Source organism: Balneola sp. EhC07 (assembly GCF_001650905.1).
In the GTDB taxonomy this organism is placed as follows: Bacteria; Bacteroidota; Rhodothermia; order Balneolales; family Balneolaceae; genus Balneola.
Map to the genome: position 1 here is coordinate 21,883 of NZ_LXYG01000015.1, position 19,026 is coordinate 40,908.

The following is a 19,026-nucleotide window of genomic DNA, read 5'->3' on the forward strand; positions in this document are numbered from 1 at the left end:
AAAGCTCTGATGAAAATCAGGGCTTTTTTTATATCCGTTCATTCAGATACATAACAGGAGATAATTCTGAACTATCACGATCGAGAATTGTATAAAGTTCGTTTATTTCATCCCAATCTGAAAACGGTCTTGTTAGCAAATAATAACGTCCGTTGCTAAAGGTCCTGATACTACTTTGTACATTCATTTCACTTCTAAGTCGTTCGGAAAGTTGATCTACTTCCTGTTTAGAAGAAAAAGAACCCAATTGTATCTGGTAAGTAAACGTATATTCTGAGACAGTAGAGGGGTCATACTTTATAAAAGCATCTTTAAGTATTTCGATATTCTGTATAGCCTCTAATCTTTGTAAGGCTGTTGAAATATCGTTTATAGAAGCAGTTAGTACTGTATATGCCTGAAGAGATTTTTCTTCTACAACTGCTTCAATATTGTATTCCTGAGCAAGGGTTTCTTTAAATGATAAAGCTCCTTGTTCATTTTGAAAGAAAGCCAGTTGAATTTGATATTTAAGAGCCTGAGGCCGTTCCTTTCCATTGTTATAGCATTGTTGAACAAAACCTGTTATTTGGCTTTTTCCCAGTTTCTCTTCGATAGTACTTTGCAAAGCCATAGTTTCAGAAAAGGAAGTACTACTGGCCGTTCTGGTTGAGAACAAGGAGTTATTATACATTATCTCAAATTCGTAACCGGTTTTTTGTTCCGTTTCTTTGGAAAAAGCTAAGCTGTTAAAAAAGGATTCAAAGCCTCCGGCCTGAACTGAATACCTGCAACCGTTTTCAAAATTTCCGGTGTTTACGTTTCTGATTTCCGCTTTTGAAACAGGAACAGTTGGGGTAGAGGTAGGTGCAGAGATTTGTACAGGGGGCTCTTCTGTTTCTTCAGCAATAGCCTCTTCATTCGATTCAGCTTGTACATCTGTTCTTGCTAAATCATCAGAACTATTTACTGCATCTGATTCTTCCGGTACTTCAGCCTCAGCATTAGTCGATTCATCATTTGATCCCAATTCAGGCTCGGAGGATTCCTGATCAGTAGAAACAGAATCTGCTTTTGCCATTTGTTCAGGGCTTGAATAAAATAATCTGAGAACAACTCTTCTGTTCTTATCTTTACTGGCAGGATAAGGATTGCCCTGTTCATCAAATTCAACTAAAGGTCGGGAGTCAGCATAACCGGATGCTTTTAAACGTTCCTGAGCAATTCCCATTTCACTGAAATACTTTACAATATTAGATGCTCTTGAGGTAGATAACTCCCAATTCGAATCAAAGTTAGCGGAAGAAATAGGAACATTATCTGTGTGGCCTTCAACGTCTATTTCAAAATCGTTATAGGATATGATCCTGAAAGCTGCCAAAACACGGTTAAGGATTTCTGATGCTTCGTTTTCTAAAGTAGCGCTTCCTGAGCTGTATAGATCATCACTTTTGAATCTAATGCGTACATCATTTAGTTCTCTGAATATCTCAAGCTTACCTTGTTCAATTTCTGGTGCCAGCAATCCTTCAAGTTCTTCTTTAATGTTTTCAATCGGTGTAGTGATAAACTCGGTTTCATTCAAAGAAGATTTGAATAAATCAGAAACAGAAAAGGGCTCTCCATCATTTAAATCTGAGAAAGAAAGTAAAATGACCAAAAAACCAAGAAGAATGGTAATAATATCAAGATAACTTACCTGCCAACTGTCGTCATCTTCACTTTCAATTTCCTGCTTAGGATACAGTGAATTCTTTGTATTATTTGACTGATCTAAACTCAATTTCCGCTACCCTAAAATTGTTGACTTGTTCTATGCATATGAGCTTTGAGTTTGTCGTAGATCTGAAGCGAAGATTTTTGCTGTTGAATCAACAGAATTCCTTCCAAAATCAGTTTTTCTCTGAAAAATTGAAGAGAAGCAATATTATTCATCTTTTTTGCCATTGGAATAAAGATGAAATTCCCAATTATGATACCATAAAGAGTGGTCATAAGTGCAGCTGCAAGTCCTGTTAATAAAGAATCCATTTCATTAAAACCGGACAGAATAACGATAAGTCCAAATAGTGTTCCCAGCATACCGAAGACGGGTGCTGTTTTCCCCATACTTGCAATTATTTGATTGATCTGCTGTTGTCGTGTAAATGTTTCCTGAATATTTATTTCGGCTAACTCACGAAGATCTTCTGTTGAATAATTGGTATCTAAAATTGAAAAGAGATACCCTTCAAAACGATTTCCATACTCCTCACTTAATTCAGAAACAGCTTTAATTTTATTGATCCGAATTCTTTTTTGCCACTCTAAGATTTTTTCAATGTCTGTTTCAAGTAACTGATCATCTATATTGCTTTGAGAAAAAAGCCTTGTACTTTCTCGTAGTGCTCTAATGACTTTCTTAAAGGGATAGCTAATGAATACACTTGCTGATATACCTCCAAATACTATTGCAAGACTTGGAAGGTTAAGAAACTCATATTTTGATGGAATCATATTGTATTGAGCGAACCCAACCACAAGTAGAGCTCCCCATACTAAAATTGCTAAGGAAACTAAGAAACAAAAAATGTTTAAAAATGATGTGCGCATGTTTTAGTTATGGTTTAATAATTCTTTCATTGTTTTCATTCTATTAAGCCTTGTCTCTTTAACTCATCGATTATAGCAGGAGAGGGGGGTATGGGTAAGTTCTCATCCATTTCGAGAGCTCTTCTCCAAAAAGCCACGAAGTTCTCAGTAGAACCCAATCCCAAATAGATGCTCCCTTTCAAAGCAAGCAGATCCGCAGTTTCCTTTACCTGTAAAGCACGGTTAATTAAAAATAGAGCGTCCTGATACTCTCCACTATAAAATTTCTGTTGAGAGAGAATATAAAGCGTGGTAATCCTGTTGGCTTTCGTTTGATAGTCTTTATGAAGTTCTTCTTTATATACCTGCATCAATGAATCTCTTCGGGCCTTTTCAAGATCTATTTCCTCAGGATCGTTTGTATCAGAACTCTCCGTTTGAGTTAAAGGACTTTCATTTTGATCTGATTCAACGGGGCCATTAACCGATGTACTTTTAGTACTTCTGCAAGAAAACAGAAACGATATCCACATCATAGAAATGCAGATAAAGGTTGCATTCGATATGTATTGCTTATTCTTGATCTGCTTTGCTTAGTTTTAACGATTTTCTAAGAGAACTGACCAATTTCTTTTTGGCCTCTGCATTAATTTGATGTTCACCGTTTATAGATTCAAGCTCAAGGCGAATTAATTGTTGCTCGCGTTTTGGCCTTCCATTTAAAATTTTATCTATAGATGCTGTTTCAAGCCCAATTAATGCTTCCAGTAATGTGGAAGTGTCTAGTTCTTCAACACCATTTTTGACTACTTCGTCTTCTAATTCAGGAATCTGGTCTATAGTAAAGAATTCTTTTTCTAATATTATACCTACTTGTGAGCCTGTAGATTTCAACTGCTCGATATATCTTCGCTGTTCGTCTACAGGAAGATTTTCAAGAATTGGTAAAATATTTTCAACACCAAAATCCTGCTCATGTACATTGTCTCTTACTAAGATTGCTTTTTCAAACAATCCGCTGGAAATTTTACTCTGTTCTTTATAGGAGAGCGTATGCAGAGTAGACATTTTAAGCATAATTTCTGCGGCTCTGGATCTTTCAAACGTATTTAAGATAGAAGCGGCTTTATCCTCAGGTAAGTAATCAATTATGAGGGCTGCACTTACATTGTTTTCAGTTTTTATAAGCTCAGTTAACAGATCATCAGATAGGTGAGTCAGAAACTTGAACAGCCCAAGCTTAGCATGTTTTTTTTGTGATTTTTCATCGGTGCTTTCATCCTTAATAATAGAATTAAAGTACTTGGCAGCTCTGTATTTTTCATCAATAGACATTGGGGGTAGATTTCGTATAGCTACCTTAATAGTCTCTAGTTTTTCTTCGTCTATATGATTTTGGAGTAATTTAAGAGAGCTGGAATCAATAGATGAAACAACTTCAGCAACATTTGAAGGTCCATTTTTTTCGTCACTATCAATCCAGAATTCGAAAACCAAAGAAACCTCCTGTGGATATTTGAAAAAGTTTTCTGAAACTAATTCGAACTCAGAAACTATATCCCGGGAATGTTCTTTAGAACTTCCGAAGAAGGAAAGATTACTATCGGGGTTTAAACTTCCTTCCACCGTAATGTCACTTTTAAGATTATCTCTTTGAGACTGGAAATCAGATTTATCTCTGGAGTTTCTAAATATTCCGTATCCAAATAATCCAAGTAAAAATACTGCAAGTAAAATTATTTCAACCAAATAGTCTTTGAAAGAACTTAAGAGGGGTTTAGGCTCCGGCTCTTCGGTATTAGTTATTACAACAGCAGGTTCAAAATCCGGATCAGGGATAGCAAGTTGAGTAATATTTATTACATCACCTCTGGTGAAATCAATTTTAGCAGCAAAACCAGTTACACGTCTCATAAAGTCTAAATCAGTATCAGACAGGGAGGTATCGGCATATATATTAACAGCAAGGCTATTAAGCTGTAAAGTCTTATAAGTAGTTTGGTTTGTAGTATTTTGAGGAGTTGTTTGTACAGTTTGGGAATTTTGGAGGTTTTCATCCGGAAGAAAAGGGAGGCCGGGCAAAAAGCTTTGTGAATTTCTTGTTACAGTTTGAGTACCGGGTGTTTGTAAAGTTTCTTCTATAAATTCAGCTTCAATATTAACGTCTACAAAAAATTTCTTTCTGTCAAAGTGATTAGAAAGTATTAGAATAATCTGTGAATCGTAAGCCTGTTCAAGTGAAGCAATTTGTAGCTGTCCGGATTGAGAGATGACACCGGAAGATTGAGCTCTTGCTGATAAGCCTGAAATGCATAAGACTATTAAGAGAGAGAACAGATATCTCAGCATTAAATACTTCCTCAAATTTTTTTTAACCAACGTATTCATTTTACATATCATAGGAACTTTTTATACTCCTAGTTTCCTGGTTGAGTTCTTATTAATTGGTCTAATACTTCAATATCCGGAATAAAGATATCAGGATTAAATTCTAATGCTGTATCCCAGTTTTTTTGAGCTTCTTTTTTATCACCTTGTAAGTAATACAGACTTCCTTTTAAAGCATAACCCTGAGCGGTTTCAAATAGGCTCAAAGACTCGTTGACTAATGTCAGAGCCCTGTCAATATCTCTGTTATAAAAAGCAGTTTGTGCCTGGATAATCAATCTTAATGTCCGATCAATATTTTCATCATATTCTTCCTGAAGTTGAATTATTTCATCCGATTGGCTGATTTCTGCTAATATGCTTGTATCAGGTACTATTTCAATGTTACGGATGTCAAAGTCTTTTGGAACAAGCACTATGCTAAGCCCTTCTATGAAATCTCCTTCCGGTATAGACCTTACCTCAAAGTTAGGTAAACTATCGCGTATTTTTGAATCTAAAATATCTAACTGACTCTGATCAATGCTTAGTTTATACTTTCCGGGAGGTATCTCAAAAGAATAAAAACTCCCATCTGAAAATGTCCTGATCTCTTTAAAAAAGTCACTATCAATTGAAGAAATTATAACTTTAAGGCCGGCTATTCCGGATTTTCTTCCATTTTCAAAAAATCGTTCAACTGTTCCTTCAACAACACCGGACATATAAAATGGAATTTCCACTTTCTTGAATCGATTTGGATCGGTAATCAAACCAAAATTTTCAAACTCCGGTACTAGCATAGGATTTCTTATAGCTCCTTTATTCAATTCCATATTGTAGTAAAAATAAGGCTGCATCTGCGTGAAATAATGGACTCCATTTTTGGAAAAGTTCATTGCACCTGATCTTGTGACACGCAGAGCATTTTCATTTATCAGGTCATCTTCTTCATCAAAAGTTCCGTTATTATTGTTATCAACGAAAAGTTTAACGGCAGTACCTGATCTGCCAACTTGTTCTCTACTGGTAAATAAGAAATTATTATAATTTGTATCGTAACCTATAGACCCTCTGAGGTTTTGCGTTAAATTGTAATTGTCTCGAATAGAACTAAAGTTAGAACTGGACCTTACCTTGTTGAAATCGATACTAAAGCTAAATCTGACAGAGTTAAACTTATTAAAGAAATTTCTACCTACTGAAAATTGAAATCTTCCATTTTTGAAAATGCTTCTTGAGATAAATAATTGTGCAGATTCAATTTCTTTTTGAATAGGCAAATAACGCATTTGAGCTCTCAAAAAAGTTCCTTTTAAGTAGGAGGGGATATTTCGATTACGCGAAATTGTATATGTAACTGAGTTTTCAATTGCAGCTAAACTTGTTGGAGAAAGAATATCAAACCGCCCAAAATATCTATCGATATAACCTATTCGGACATTAAATTTATTAAATCGAGAATTTGCATCCGCTCTGAACGTTGTAATACTGGATGATTCACCAAAACGAGAAAAGGCAGAAACTCTTACATTAAGAGGGGTAGAGCCGAATGAAAAAGGGTAGAACAGAGTGCTGCTTATTCGTTTATCATCATTAGAAGGATTATAAATACTAAATCCGGATGAGTAATTTATAAAATCAACATTAAAACTTGCTGAATTAGGATAAACAGCATTTAATGTAGATCGATAGAAAGCATCGGTTGCTCCTTCAAGAGTAAAAATATAATTCGTGGATATTCTGGAAGAAAGAGACGAAATAAAAGTTGGCAAAGTAGTATGAAATCCTTCATAATATTCAATACCAGCCTTAGCAGTAAGCCAATCAGTCAATCCATATGATCCCGATCCTTGTGCTGTTAGTACTCGGTTGGACGTGCCTATCAAAGGATTATCTAGTTCACCGAGGTTTACTATGTAGTTAAACTCGCCGGCCGGCTGGAAGTTAAAAGGAACCTGAATACGATTTGACCTTTCTATGATTTGACCGGTAGGACCATAAATTCTTAGATCTAGTTGAGTTGCACCATAAGTAAGCGGGGCTAAGAACCTGTAGTCACCGGCTTGATCAGAAATTTGAAAATCTATTAGTGCATTATTAAGGTAGAGTTCCACTTCTGATTGAGGAATAGTAGTGCCCTGAACCTCAAATTCATCAAATAGTCGTCTAGGCTCTACCGGTTCATTTGAAAAACGAACTCCGCTGTATGGGCTTTTATTTACACCATCTGTAAGAGTTTGACCAATGGTCAATTTTGTAATTATATTTTGATCTCTAAAGTATCTTCTCCACCTAAGATTATTAGTGGAAAAGTTTGAAAAGTTTTCAGAAAAGCTCCCAAATAACGAGCCCTGAAGATCTCCTCCATAAAGTTGTAAACCAATATTACTATTATAGTTGTATATATTAACTTGATCAGATAAGTTTGCAGAAAGGTTATAGTCGACAAATCCACCATCCAAGAAAGGTTTCTTCCTCTTAAATTTAAGGTCATAATTATTTTCAGAGAAACGGTTGTTGTCGGCAACTCTTCGTTTTTGGTTTCTTAATACTTTCTGTATTACGGGGAGTTCTTTCTGTGTAATCAAACTAAGTCTTAGATTCCCGAAGTCAACCATAAAATCCAACTGAAATATATCATAGAAAAATTCAGGCTTTAAATAGAAATCTATTTCTTTGATTAAAAAATCCTCTGAAGAAATTTGATGAGTTTCGTTTCCGAATCTGATAAAATTGTCCTGGAGATTTATGGAATATGGAGTTTGTTCTGAAGAGAAATTTCCCGATATAATCAAACCATCCTGATTATTTTCTATACCAAGGAGATTGAAGATTTCATTTACAGGGAGGTAAAAATTGTCATCTTTATAATAAGAGATAACAACAGTATTTATTATTCCGCGATGCCTGAATTCAAGATATACTTCGGATTCGTCAGAAGTATTCTGAGCGGAAGCTTCAGGTTGTGTTAGAAGTACACAAAAGAGAAAGAAGCATATCTTTACAGTTATTTTGAACCAATCTCTCAAAAAAATTACTTTTATGTTTTATATACTTCTTCAAATTTATTGTATTTGAACGGTGGTACTGGAAGCTGAGGGCGACATTTGGACTAGATCTTGTTCAGATACGTCGTTACGTTCTGATACAAATTCTACTTTAACCTGATAGCTACCAGGCTCCATATCTTCAATGTTAAAATTTTGCCCATGAGTGCCGTCAAAATAAAAGCTGGTTGATAATGATGAAGTTCTCATAATTTTCCCATCTTTAATTATGGACGTAGTAACCGTACCTAAAAAAGGCGAGTTTCCAGTGCGTTCAAAATCAGATAATATCTGTATCGTATTTTCATCAATCATTCTTGTTCTGATTTGATTGATGTTAATACCGGTATTTGTTTCTCCAACTTTATAAAATAACCCGGTAATTTGTTCAAATTTCACTCCAATTTGAGCATTTACAGCGTCAGAGGCTCCAAGCTCTAATGGAGGGCTTTCCGGTGTTGAAGTAGTTCTTATGCGAGCCCAATAAGTCTGTTCAACCAAATCTTGTGAAGCGTTTATTCTTAAACGAACGATTTGACGACTACCACTTTGAAGTACAAAATTTTGAGGAAAGGCCCTTACGTTTTCCGCTATGGAATAATTTTGTGCAATTTCTGAACTATCCCTCACAAAACTTTTATCACCAAATTCGTTAGTATCAAAATATCCAAATAGAAAATCTACAGAGATTTCTTGTGGTTGTTGAGAATTATTGATAACCATAAATGTTCCAAATCTGGAATTGTCATCAAGAAACATGTTTGTAGGTGCAATTGTAACCTGCGACAGAACTGTTGCAGATAAAATCACACATAAAAATAACCCGCCTGTAATAACCCTTATTATATTCATGACTGCTTTTTAGTTGTAAATGATGCAGTAAAGTAAAGAATTAAAATCAAATATATTTTGGATAGTTTTAATAAAAAAAAAGTCCCGCTTTTAACGAGACTTTTAATTCGTTTAAGACTAATCTATCACTGATAGTTAACAGTGAAAGTTAAATCTCCGGAAGCACCTGCAGTACCACTGTCAGAAGTATAAGTTCCGGCAGCTTGACCTGAAAGTGCACCTAAGTTACCACCGATGTATACAAATAATGCACCGCCAGCAGAAGTTTCAGTAGCTGCACCTGCAGTTGCTTTAGTTACATCACTTGAACTTGCAATTGCATCTGTACTATTCGCAGAAACATCAGGAGTGAAAGTCATTGAATTAGTTCCGTCACTTAATGTAACAGTTGCTTGATCCCAGTCAATAACTAACTGAGTTGTGTTAGCAGCAGAAATGGAGAATTTTCCAAAAGTTGCGCCACCACCAACATCAGCAGTGTTAGTACCTTGAGGATCAAGAACAGGAGAACCTGTATCCTGAATGTTTCCGAAACTTACATCAGAAACGAAGGTAAGTGCAATGTCAGCAAGAATAACAGCAGATGTGTTAATATCTTGTGTTTCCTGTGCATTAGCTACAGGATTAGCAAAAGCAACAAGAGCTAAAGCAGTAATGATATATTTTAAATTTTTCATAGTTTTTTAATTTGTGTGAAGTAGAGTTGTATTCTTTATTCAAGCTAACGACTATCTGATTTGTTTCAAATTAGAGTGTTTTAATGAAGATTTCTTAATGTTTCTAAATAAAGAGTGTGGTTATTCATAAGTAACACTTACAACCACTTCTGCAGTGTATATTCCATTAGGGATGTTTCCTACATCAATACCTCCATACACATAAAGGAACATTTCCTGCCATACATCTCCGGAGTTGGAAAGATTTTCATCTCCGTCATAGATTGATATTAATCCTTGATTATTAGATAAAGGCACAGCATTGTTGATATTATTTACTCCTGAATTATTATAAGAGGCTTCTAATTGCAAAGGGATACGTTCTGTTACTGCAGGATTAATATTAATGAGCTCTTCAGGAACCAACATGTTAATTTGTATATTTTGAGTATAATAAGCTCTTATAGAAAACACTCCCATTCTTACATCGCCAATCCGAACTTCTCTGTACCCCGAATTTGAAACCACGTTTCCAAAATCGAGTGATTGTTCAACGGTCACATTTAATTCAGGTTCAATTTTAAGGCGTAGATTGATAAACTGGCTATTAGCTGGTATAAGGTCAAGCGTTACCCAAATAAAGCTTATTAGCATTATGATCGATGACTTAATCATAATTTATCGTTACAGAAATACTTGAATTGTAACTGCCTGCGTCAACGTTGCCTATATTAATTGATCCATATATATATAGATATGCAGTTTCATTGAATATGCTCGGATCATATCCTTCATAAACAGGGGTTGGGGGAGGGCCTGGAGGACCATTAGTTCTTTGTAATATCTGAAACTGAGCACTTGCTACATTAGATAACACCGTGATGTTAACTGATTCATTAACATTGTTATTACCCCGATTAGCATAAGCAGCTTCTAAGGTAAAAGGGATTCTGCAAGAGGGGTCCGTTTCACATCCAAGATCTCCATTTAGCAAAAGATAGTTATCAGCTGTAATGTCTACTAACACATCCAGATATTTAACACCCTCGAGGGTCAATATTTTTGCATTAACTAAATCGATAGACGCCGGGCCTTGATTTTGTATCAACGTGCCGAATTCTAATTCTTCAGATGGATTAAATTCTGATAATGAAATGCTATATGCACTACTATACTGACCAAAGTCAATTTCCTGAGCAGAAACAGATGTAGAGCTACTTATACTTGTAATTAAAAAGACAATGCAACAAAAAACAGAATATTTAAGATATGCCGGTGATTTTTGATAAGAAGCTATTTTTATTAAAATGCTATTCATTTAATTAATGTCTACGATCATTAAAATTACAATGCCAACATCATATGTAATCAATCTCTATGGTAAAGTCTCCTTCGTAATTACCTGGAACTGCATTTGTAATATTAATTCTTCCACCAATCCAAAAGTAATATCGGCCCTCAAGACTAAATTGAATAGATCTGTTCTCTGTATCTAAAAGTTCTGATGTAGATTGGTTTTCAATAGAGTTGCCGGAAATTTCATACATAAAAGTTAATGTTGATGTACCATCAACTTGAGTTAATACAATTTCCGGAAGATATGTGAGTCTGAAAGCTGCTTCGGGATTACCGGTAGCAATCATAAAGCCCGCATTAATACTGTTGATCGGATTTACGTATAGTTCTTGTTGTCCGGGCTGTACATTTCCGAACGTCATAGACTGAACTGTAATTAAATCAATACTGGAAACTATATTAGCGCCTACCTTAATATCTCCAGAAACCTGAATATTTTGTTCTTGAGCAAATAGAAAATGATTTGTACTAACTAAAATAATGAGGGATACGACTAATTTTTTCATGCTGAATAATTGCATATAAAATTAATAATTACCAGTTAATTCTTTTTAATAAGAACGTTCTAATGTTTTGAATAATTTCGTAAATCATTCAAAAGTCGAAATTATTTTATAAGAGTAAATCGCTCAGTGTAAATTTGAGAATCTGTTTGAAGACGATAGAAGTAAATCCCACTTGCTAAGTGCTCAGCTCTATAGTTTATGTTATAAGTGCCTGCAGTCATTCGTTTATTTAACAACGTGGAAATTTTCCTTCCAAGAATATCGTATACAACCAAGCTTACTTCAGAATCTACATCCAAGCCAAACGGAATTGTAGTTGTTGGATTGAAGGGGTTTGGATAGTTTTGTGATAAGAAAGATTTTTCCGGGATATTAAGTTCGATTTCTTCTGTAGTAATTTTCAGAGTGAACCGCGCATCATCGGCTTTTTTTCGGATAACTTTTTGTTTTGTATATGGATTAGCAACTTTGGCTTTGCTTTTGGTTGAGTGAAAGAATGTATATTCTTCCTGATCAATTAGATCTATTTCCTTGTCAGTTTCATTGTCAATCAATGAGATCAACCATTCATCAGGGATATTATCAAAGTTTATACCTCTAATTTTGAAATCGCCTGAAATCGGAAACCCTTCTTTATACCCGTTTATATTAACAGGAAGCAAATACCTGTTTGTAAACTCCAATGGAAGATTGTTTATGACTAACGGAGTTCCGTCATCTAACAAACTAAAGATTTCTAAACGATTTGAAGTAAAAGGAAGCAGTTCAAATGCATCAAAATTATCTTTTGCTTCAGATGCATTTTTAGTAAACATAAAGCTTACATCTTTTTTTAATCCGTTTGAGGTAAGTTCCAAAGTAAGTAATGGAATATCATCTGTTTGTTCTGTTCTTATTTCTTTTCTGAGAAATGCCCCACCTGTTGTTTTAGCATCAGTAGTAACTTTTAAAACAGGGCTTGAAGCATTTGCTTTAATCCAGAATCCCTGGAATGGAGCAATTAAACCACTTCCGATTGTTCCTGTAGTTCCATTCCAGGTTAGATACTCTCCATTACCACCATTAGCTGCCGGATCCCAAACATAAATAGTGTTTTCGATATTCGTTTTTGTCCAGCTTGGAGAATCATCCCAGTCAATGGTGGCACCAAAAGGATTACCCACTAAATTCCAGCCAGTATCTGCGTTAGCGGTGTAAGTTACTCCAAAGTCTACTTCACCAGCTGTTCCGTTAAATTCTTGTCCACTAACATCTAAAGTATCCGGAAGAGGGTTGTTATATCTGGCATCTGCAGCAATATCTCCAAAGAAAAATACAAAAATACCCTGACCTTCTACTAAAGGGTCAGTAGCATTTCCTGGAGCTCTGTATCGTTGATTATCAGTGCCTTCAAAGCTTTCTAAATAAGTGAGTACATTGGGTTGTAAACTGTCAAGAGCCGCATTTCCAAGTGTTGAGCCTGTAAAGCCCTGAGTTAATGTCCCGTCCAAAAGATCACCAAATGTAGAAGAAACAGGAGAGGAGAGAATACGCCATCCTCTTACACCTGATATTTTTCTTTGAAAACGTAAAGTTCCGGTTCCATATCTAATACCTTCCACGACTAGATTCTTTCCACTTGGTATCAGTAACTCGCCGGATGTCATAATAAGACTGTCATTGATAGCGAGGTTCTCTTCTACAGTTACGCCATTAGCATTATCAATTACAAGATTGGTGTATGCATGAGGGTTAGTAATACTTTGGGCTGAAACCCCGTTCATAACAACTGTTCCAACATTTATAGCACTTACATCCAGAATATCACCTCCAACAGTGATGCTGTCAGCATTGGTTCCAAGTACACTTCCGCCAGATAAGTTGCCTGTAATTGTGAAATTTATACCTCCGGAAATGGTTAAAGAAGCACCGGTTTCCATAGAAACGGATGAGACACTTGCTCCTGTTACATCTACAACAGGTAGTTCATTTCCTCCCCCCGGTGTAACAGGTATAAAAACAACGGAAGACGGTCCGGGAACAGTACCAACATTCCAATTGCCTGTATCTTCCCAGTCAGAGGCTAAACTTGCAGAACCTAACTGGCTTTCCCAGATATGAGTAAAAGCAGCAAATTCTACAGTAGCATTGTCAGTAATTGACACAGCATTTACTGTTCCGGTTATAGTAGCAGTCTCGGCTACCATAGTTGAAGTTAAAGTATCAGAATAGCTTCCGTCACTATTATCAATTATAGAACCACTTGTACTGGCAAGAGTACCTGTCGTAGTTGATAAGGTTATGGCATCTCCACCTGTAGTTATATTATTACCAAATTCGTCTTTCAGATTAACAGTAATAATAGATGTACTTGTCCCATCATTTAGAATAACAGTTGGTGAAGCGGTAATTAAAGATGTTGTTTCTGATGCAGCTCCGGCACTAACCAAAAAACTGTTACTCGTCCCGAATTCAGACCCAGCAGAATTTGTAGCAGTGATTGTACATGATCCTACACTGGAAATGCTCACACTTGTAGAAGACAATACTCCGGAAGAGAAATTGGCAGAAGTTCCTTGTCCGGTATCCATCGTACAACTGGATGAAATAACTACAGTGCCATTAAAAGTAGTAACGGTGGTTGAGGTGCCATCAATAGCAGTAATTTTAATACTAAAAGTTTGGCCGGCAGTTTTAGAACTGATATTCCCTGAAGGAATACGTTCTATCAGAAAAGACGTAAGCGTACCAGCATTTACTATATCAAATGTAGAACTTGTATCTGAATTTAATCCTGTGCTGGTCGATACAAGTCTTTTTGTACCAATAGCATCGATAGCCAAAGTGTCAAATTCTGATATACCTAATGCATTAGTTTCTATTGATGTGGATTGGTTCAGATTACCACTGCTTTCCGGCGAAAGTGCAATAGAAATATCTACTCCTGATTGTTCAATGCTGTTCCCAAATTGGTCTACCAGCTGTACTCTAACAGCAGGAGTAATAGAGCTATCTATATTAGTAGTTGAAGGCTGCTGAACAAATATTAAACTATCGGAGACTCCCGGAATCATATTAATGATTCCATAGTTTGTTGCTCCACCTTGCCCGGTAGTACCAGTGTTGGTAATGTTTCCGGTATTTGGGATAGTCCCTGTTGTTGGCCGTATTTCGAGTCCTGTAAATTCAAGTTGTCCGGGATTGGTGGATGAAGCCGCGTCTATTGTAAAAGTTACAGCAGATGAGCTAACACTGGTAAATGAAGCGTCTAATTCTGTAGATCCCCCAAATGCGGGAGATTCAGTAATACCAATGGTTCCACCTGTATTCCACTCGAAACCAGTTGGGGCAGTAAGTACAAATGTTCCACTTGAAGTATACTCACCTATAAAACCTTCTTGTACAAATGGACCTGTCAAAGAAGTAAAAGTCGTGTTGGCATCATCAGCAGAAATAGTGGCTCCTCCTGTTGCCGGAGTTAACTTACGAATTGCCTGATCATATTTATCGGCGAGATAGTCCTCAATGCTTTCCCGCTCGGTTTGAGAAATACTACGGCTGTAAAAAATAAACTCTGCGATTTCGCCATCCCAACTATTATTTCCGGAATCTTTTCCTCCTTTTCCCAATAAGGCAGTAGTGGCAGTTGTAATCGATCCGGATGGAGGAGGATCAGCTGCAGAACTGGGATTATTCAAAATTCCATCAACATATAGATCGTAAGTTGTACCACTTTCCCATTGCAAACTGATTATTTGAGCACCTGTAGTTTGGATATCAGAAAAGCTTTCTAATTGGTTATCAGGATCGTTTCCAAGAATACCTGTTTTTATTACATCGCTGAAAGATCCGCCCCCGTTTGCTCCTGAAGCATCATATCTGATAGTTAAAATTTCATCAGCTCCTGAAGGAGAGTCCGCAATAAAAAGTCCTTTATCTGAATTTGTAACATCAGATTTATAAACTATAAACAAGCTGAATTCAGTGTTACTGTTGATGTAATTTGTTTGACCATCACTATCAAGAAAATGATCTCCATTTCCTACAAAGTTAACGGAAGGTTTACTGTTCAATGTTGCTGAACTTGCTACAAAAGTAGGAGCGGTTCCTGAGCCTGATGTACCGGTATAATCATTTCCATTTCCGCTTTGATCAGCCCAAGTTGAAACAGCAACTCCGTTACCCTCTGAAATGCCTGCATCGGCTCTAAGCCAAACCTCAAGATCGGGAATGGTTTCTACCGGGCTTACATCGATGGTACGTTTTAGAGTATCACTTTTGAGTTCTCCATCACTAACAATAAAACTAACTACTCGCTCGGGACCTGACGCTATAGTTGCAGTATTTATATAGTCCACTGATCTTAGAGCTGCTTCATAATCGCTTAATAAATTATTCCCGGTAAGTTTGAGGATCCCTGTATTTGGATTCCAGTTGCCTGTAATTCCGAATAGGGTAGAATAGATAAGAGAATCTTCGGCTGGTTTTAAGTTTTCGGTGATAATAACCAATGCGCTGTCAAGCCTGGTGTCGTCAGGGTCAGAAACTATGATAGTATTTGTAATCTGAACTGCAGCATCAGGATAAGGAATATTTGATGATTCAATAGAGCTAAGAACAGGCTTTGAGTTTACTGTTGCTACTGTCACATCTCTGGATTGAGTGTTACTGTTATTATCACCGTCGTTGATAACAAAAGAAATGGTACGGTCAAGGTCTACCGGATCTGAGCTGGTATTCTCATACGTTACAGCCCTAAGCGCTGTTTGGTAATTCGCTTTGGTATCGCTTCCGGTCAGAGTTAATATCCCGCTTCCTGAAGCAAAGCTTCCTGAAATATTTCCGGTATCCGTAAAGTCGAGAAAATCTTCACCAAGAAAATAGTTAGCGGTAATGGAAATAGTTGCACTCTCAATGTTTGTGTCATCTATGTCAGATACTGTAATGGCAGAAGTGATTTCTACAGCACCGTTACCTTCTGTATAAGCTAAATCGCCACTTTCAATATCTGCAAGTATTGGGGTTGCATCAGGATTGGTGATATTTATGTTTCTGCTTACAGTGTTGCTTACATCATCCCAATCATAAATTTCGAATTCAACAGTTCGGGTATTAGTGGAAGGATTTAGTTGGGTATTTCTATAATTAACAGATCGTAATGCAGCTTGATAGTTTGCTTTTGTATCACTTCCTGAAAGTAACAATACACCTGTAGTTCCATTATAAGTACCAGTAATTTTTGCAGTATTAGCAAAGACGAGAGAGTCTTGACCGGCTATAAAGTTTGTAGTTATAGACACTTTTGCACTGTCCATGTTATTATGAGGGTCGCTATCTGAAACTGTAATGGTATTAGTAATTTGAGTATCCGGATCGCCTTCTGTAAAGTCGATATTAGTTCCTTCAACAGAGGCTAAAACAGGAGGGACGTTTCCCCACTTTTCATTAAAATAGTTATATAAACTAGCTCTTTGTCCGCCGTTTAGTGATGTGTTCCAGGAAGCAAATTCTGCAATTTGCCCATCAAAGTTTCCGTTTTCATTTGAAAGTGTAATTGGATTTCGGGTTTGGGAACCATCATTGCCACCCAAACCTATGCTGTTGTTATTAGAATTCATGTCGGCGGCATCGGTAAATGATTCTAGTAAACCGTTGTTTAACTCAGCTGCCCATACGTTAGAATCGTGATACGCTATGATTATATAGGATTCATTTGGTAGCACAGATCCAAGATCTATTACCCTATGTCTCAAAGAATTTGAAGCACCCCAATTTGCACTGCTTCTGTTGTAAGCGTGAGCATATAAATTGCCATCAATGATGCTAAAATTATAACCGAGGCCGCCACTGGATTGTTCATATATTACCTGAAATCCGGCGGTAGAATTTCCTGTTCTTAAGGTAATCGCAAAAGATTTTTGGCTGAAATCATCATTATTAATCAGAACTTCTCCGCCTTTTATTAATTCATCGTTTGCTCCATCATAGGTAACTGCACCACGTTCGCCAAAGCCTAAAGAATCAAATGTCGGCGCTGTACCCGTAGAGAAATCAAAATTATTGGTGCTGAGATCTCCCCATAAAGTAACAGATGAATTATTGGTTGGAGGAGAGCCTTCGGCTGAATTTGCAGTACCGTCTCCATCCATATCTTGTGCATCAAAATGGAAAACGATATTTGAAATGTCAGTAGTTAAATCAGTTAATGTGCTGATAATATCAATATCTCTAACTGGAGTGTTGGTAGCTGAAGATCCTTTATATCCTGTTATTGATACAGTTCTTGTGAGCTGGCTGGGAGTTCCGGCAAGGCTACTGAAAGTAACAGCTCTAAGTGCTGTTTGGTAATTGGCTAAAGAAGTAGTTCCGGAAAGTAAAAGCTTTCCGGTTGCAGCAGTATATGTTCCGGTAATTCCCAATTGATCAGAAAAGCCAAGTTGATCGTCCGGATTATCCAGATTGTTAGATATTTGAATTACTGCACTATCTAATGTTGTGACAGTGGGGTGACTTCCAATCGTTAAATCGGATGTAACAAATATTGCTGAGCCACCAGCCATATAAGTTGCAGCAGTTGATTCAATATTCTGTAAACTAGGCAGGTCGTCCAGTTCTGTAATAAAAGTTGAAGGATTTAATTGATTTGCATATTCAGTGGCAATCCAATCCTCGCTTAGACCTACATCAGAAATTCTGACTTCATCAATAATCCCGTCAGCGGCATCACCTGATCTGGAAATTTGTAAAGCGTCTCCATTAGTGGAAAAAGCTGTTGTATTACCATCGGTATTTATAGAAAGACCATTCTGATAAATAGTTCTACCAGAAGTTCCCTGAACATAAGTTAAATAATACCAAGTTGAAGTTGAAAGCGAGAAAGCTGCATCAGCTGTTAGATTTGATCCACCTTCTTTTTTGAATTGCATTCTGGGACCACCTCTAATCGAAGCCTCATAAGAAGTGTTGGTTCCCTTTGTAACCATATCCGGAGCATTAGTAGACTCCGGGTTGTACCAGAACGATATTGTAATTTCATCGGTAATATCTAAGCTGTTATCATCGGGAACAGAGATGAAGTCTGAATCACCTCGTTCAAAATCGCGACCGTCCCCGATTATACCCGTAGTTGTTGGAATTCCGCCCGTCCCATTTTCGGTACCATCATTAGCATTAGAAGTTGCGTCATCTTCGGTAGCACCACCATCCATATGCATTACGAGTTGGTAATCTGAGTTCCAGGTATCGGAAGTACTTTGATCAGTAGTAATCCCTGAGTCACCGTAATAGATAAAAAATTGGGTATCGGTTGTGGCACTTAAAGAAGGAAACCTGACCCATGCTACAAGTTCGCCGGTACCGGAATTATAAGATTCAAGATCATGGTCCAGCTGTGTAGTTCCATCAGTAGCTGTAAAAGCAATATCAAATCCGTTTGCATTTTCTACATCCCCTGATGGCAAAGTTACGTTTACCAGAACCGGAAAATTTATTAGATCTGAAGCTCCACCTACACTGTCGCTTTCTATATTGAATTTTTTTCTTTCAGCAAAGGATCCTAACTGAGCAATTGCTATCTCACTAAGACCCAAAAAAAGCGCTACAGATATGAAAAGGTATTTGATTGAAAGATTTGTCATATCTACATATAAAGCCGGATTAACTGCTTGTAACAGATAGACTAATATACTACTAAACGTTAATGAGTAAACC

11 protein-coding genes are annotated in these 19,026 nt (G+C 36.8%); all 11 read right to left on the bottom strand.

Features of this window, described 5'->3' with window-relative positions:
* Window positions 1-28: 28 nt before the first annotated feature.
* The 11 genes from A8B79_RS06805 to A8B79_RS06855 all read right to left on the bottom strand — a co-directional run bounded on the left by A8B79_RS06805 (window position 29) and on the right by A8B79_RS06855 (window position 18,953).
* The gene (locus A8B79_RS06805; protein ID WP_066219995.1) at window positions 29-1,762 is read right to left on the bottom strand and encodes an OmpA/MotB family protein; all 1,734 of its coding nucleotides are present in this window, start codon (window positions 1,760-1,762) and stop codon (window positions 29-31) included.
* Between the two features lie 11 nt (window positions 1,763-1,773).
* The gene (locus tag A8B79_RS06810) at window positions 1,774-2,571 is read right to left on the bottom strand and encodes a motility protein A (protein ID WP_066219998.1); all 798 of its coding nucleotides are present in this window, start codon (window positions 2,569-2,571) and stop codon (window positions 1,774-1,776) included.
* 35 nt (window positions 2,572-2,606) lie between these two features.
* A complete protein-coding gene (locus tag A8B79_RS06815; RefSeq protein WP_153038377.1) occupies window positions 2,607-3,086 on the bottom strand; it encodes a hypothetical protein in 480 nt (159 codons plus the stop codon).
* Window positions 3,087-3,123: 37 nt separating this feature from the next.
* Entirely contained in the window at window positions 3,124-4,899 is a 1,776-nt protein-coding gene (locus A8B79_RS06820) for a FliG C-terminal domain-containing protein (protein WP_066220004.1), read from the bottom strand.
* Window positions 4,900-4,967: 68 nt separating this feature from the next.
* The gene (locus A8B79_RS06825) at window positions 4,968-7,949 is read right to left on the bottom strand and encodes a tetratricopeptide repeat protein (protein ID WP_066220007.1); all 2,982 of its coding nucleotides are present in this window, start codon (window positions 7,947-7,949) and stop codon (window positions 4,968-4,970) included.
* Between the two features lie 36 nt (window positions 7,950-7,985).
* Window positions 7,986-8,819 carry a hypothetical protein gene (locus tag A8B79_RS06830; protein WP_153038378.1) on the bottom strand — a complete coding sequence of 278 codons (834 nt, stop codon included), beginning with the start codon at window positions 8,817-8,819 and terminating at the stop codon, window positions 7,986-7,988.
* 125 nt (window positions 8,820-8,944) lie between these two features.
* Window positions 8,945-9,496, bottom strand: coding sequence for a hypothetical protein (locus tag A8B79_RS06835; protein WP_066220012.1), 552 nt, complete (start codon window positions 9,494-9,496; stop codon window positions 8,945-8,947).
* A 120-nt stretch (window positions 9,497-9,616) separates the two neighbouring features.
* Window positions 9,617-10,150: a hypothetical protein gene (locus A8B79_RS06840; protein ID WP_066220016.1), complete on the bottom strand. Its 534-nt coding sequence runs from the start codon at window positions 10,148-10,150 to the stop codon at window positions 9,617-9,619.
* A complete protein-coding gene (locus A8B79_RS06845; protein WP_066220019.1) occupies window positions 10,143-10,793 on the bottom strand; it encodes a hypothetical protein in 651 nt (216 codons plus the stop codon). The genes A8B79_RS06840 and A8B79_RS06845 overlap by 8 nt, the downstream gene beginning before the upstream one ends.
* Window positions 10,794-10,833: 40 nt before the next feature.
* Window positions 10,834-11,337 carry a DUF4402 domain-containing protein gene (locus A8B79_RS06850; protein ID WP_066220370.1) on the bottom strand — a complete coding sequence of 168 codons (504 nt, stop codon included), beginning with the start codon at window positions 11,335-11,337 and terminating at the stop codon, window positions 10,834-10,836.
* Between the two features lie 101 nt (window positions 11,338-11,438).
* Window positions 11,439-18,953 (bottom strand): DUF2341 domain-containing protein, encoded by a 7,515-nt coding sequence (locus A8B79_RS06855; protein ID WP_066220022.1) that lies wholly within the window; start codon window positions 18,951-18,953, stop codon window positions 11,439-11,441.
* Window positions 18,954-19,026: the final 73 nt, after the last annotated feature.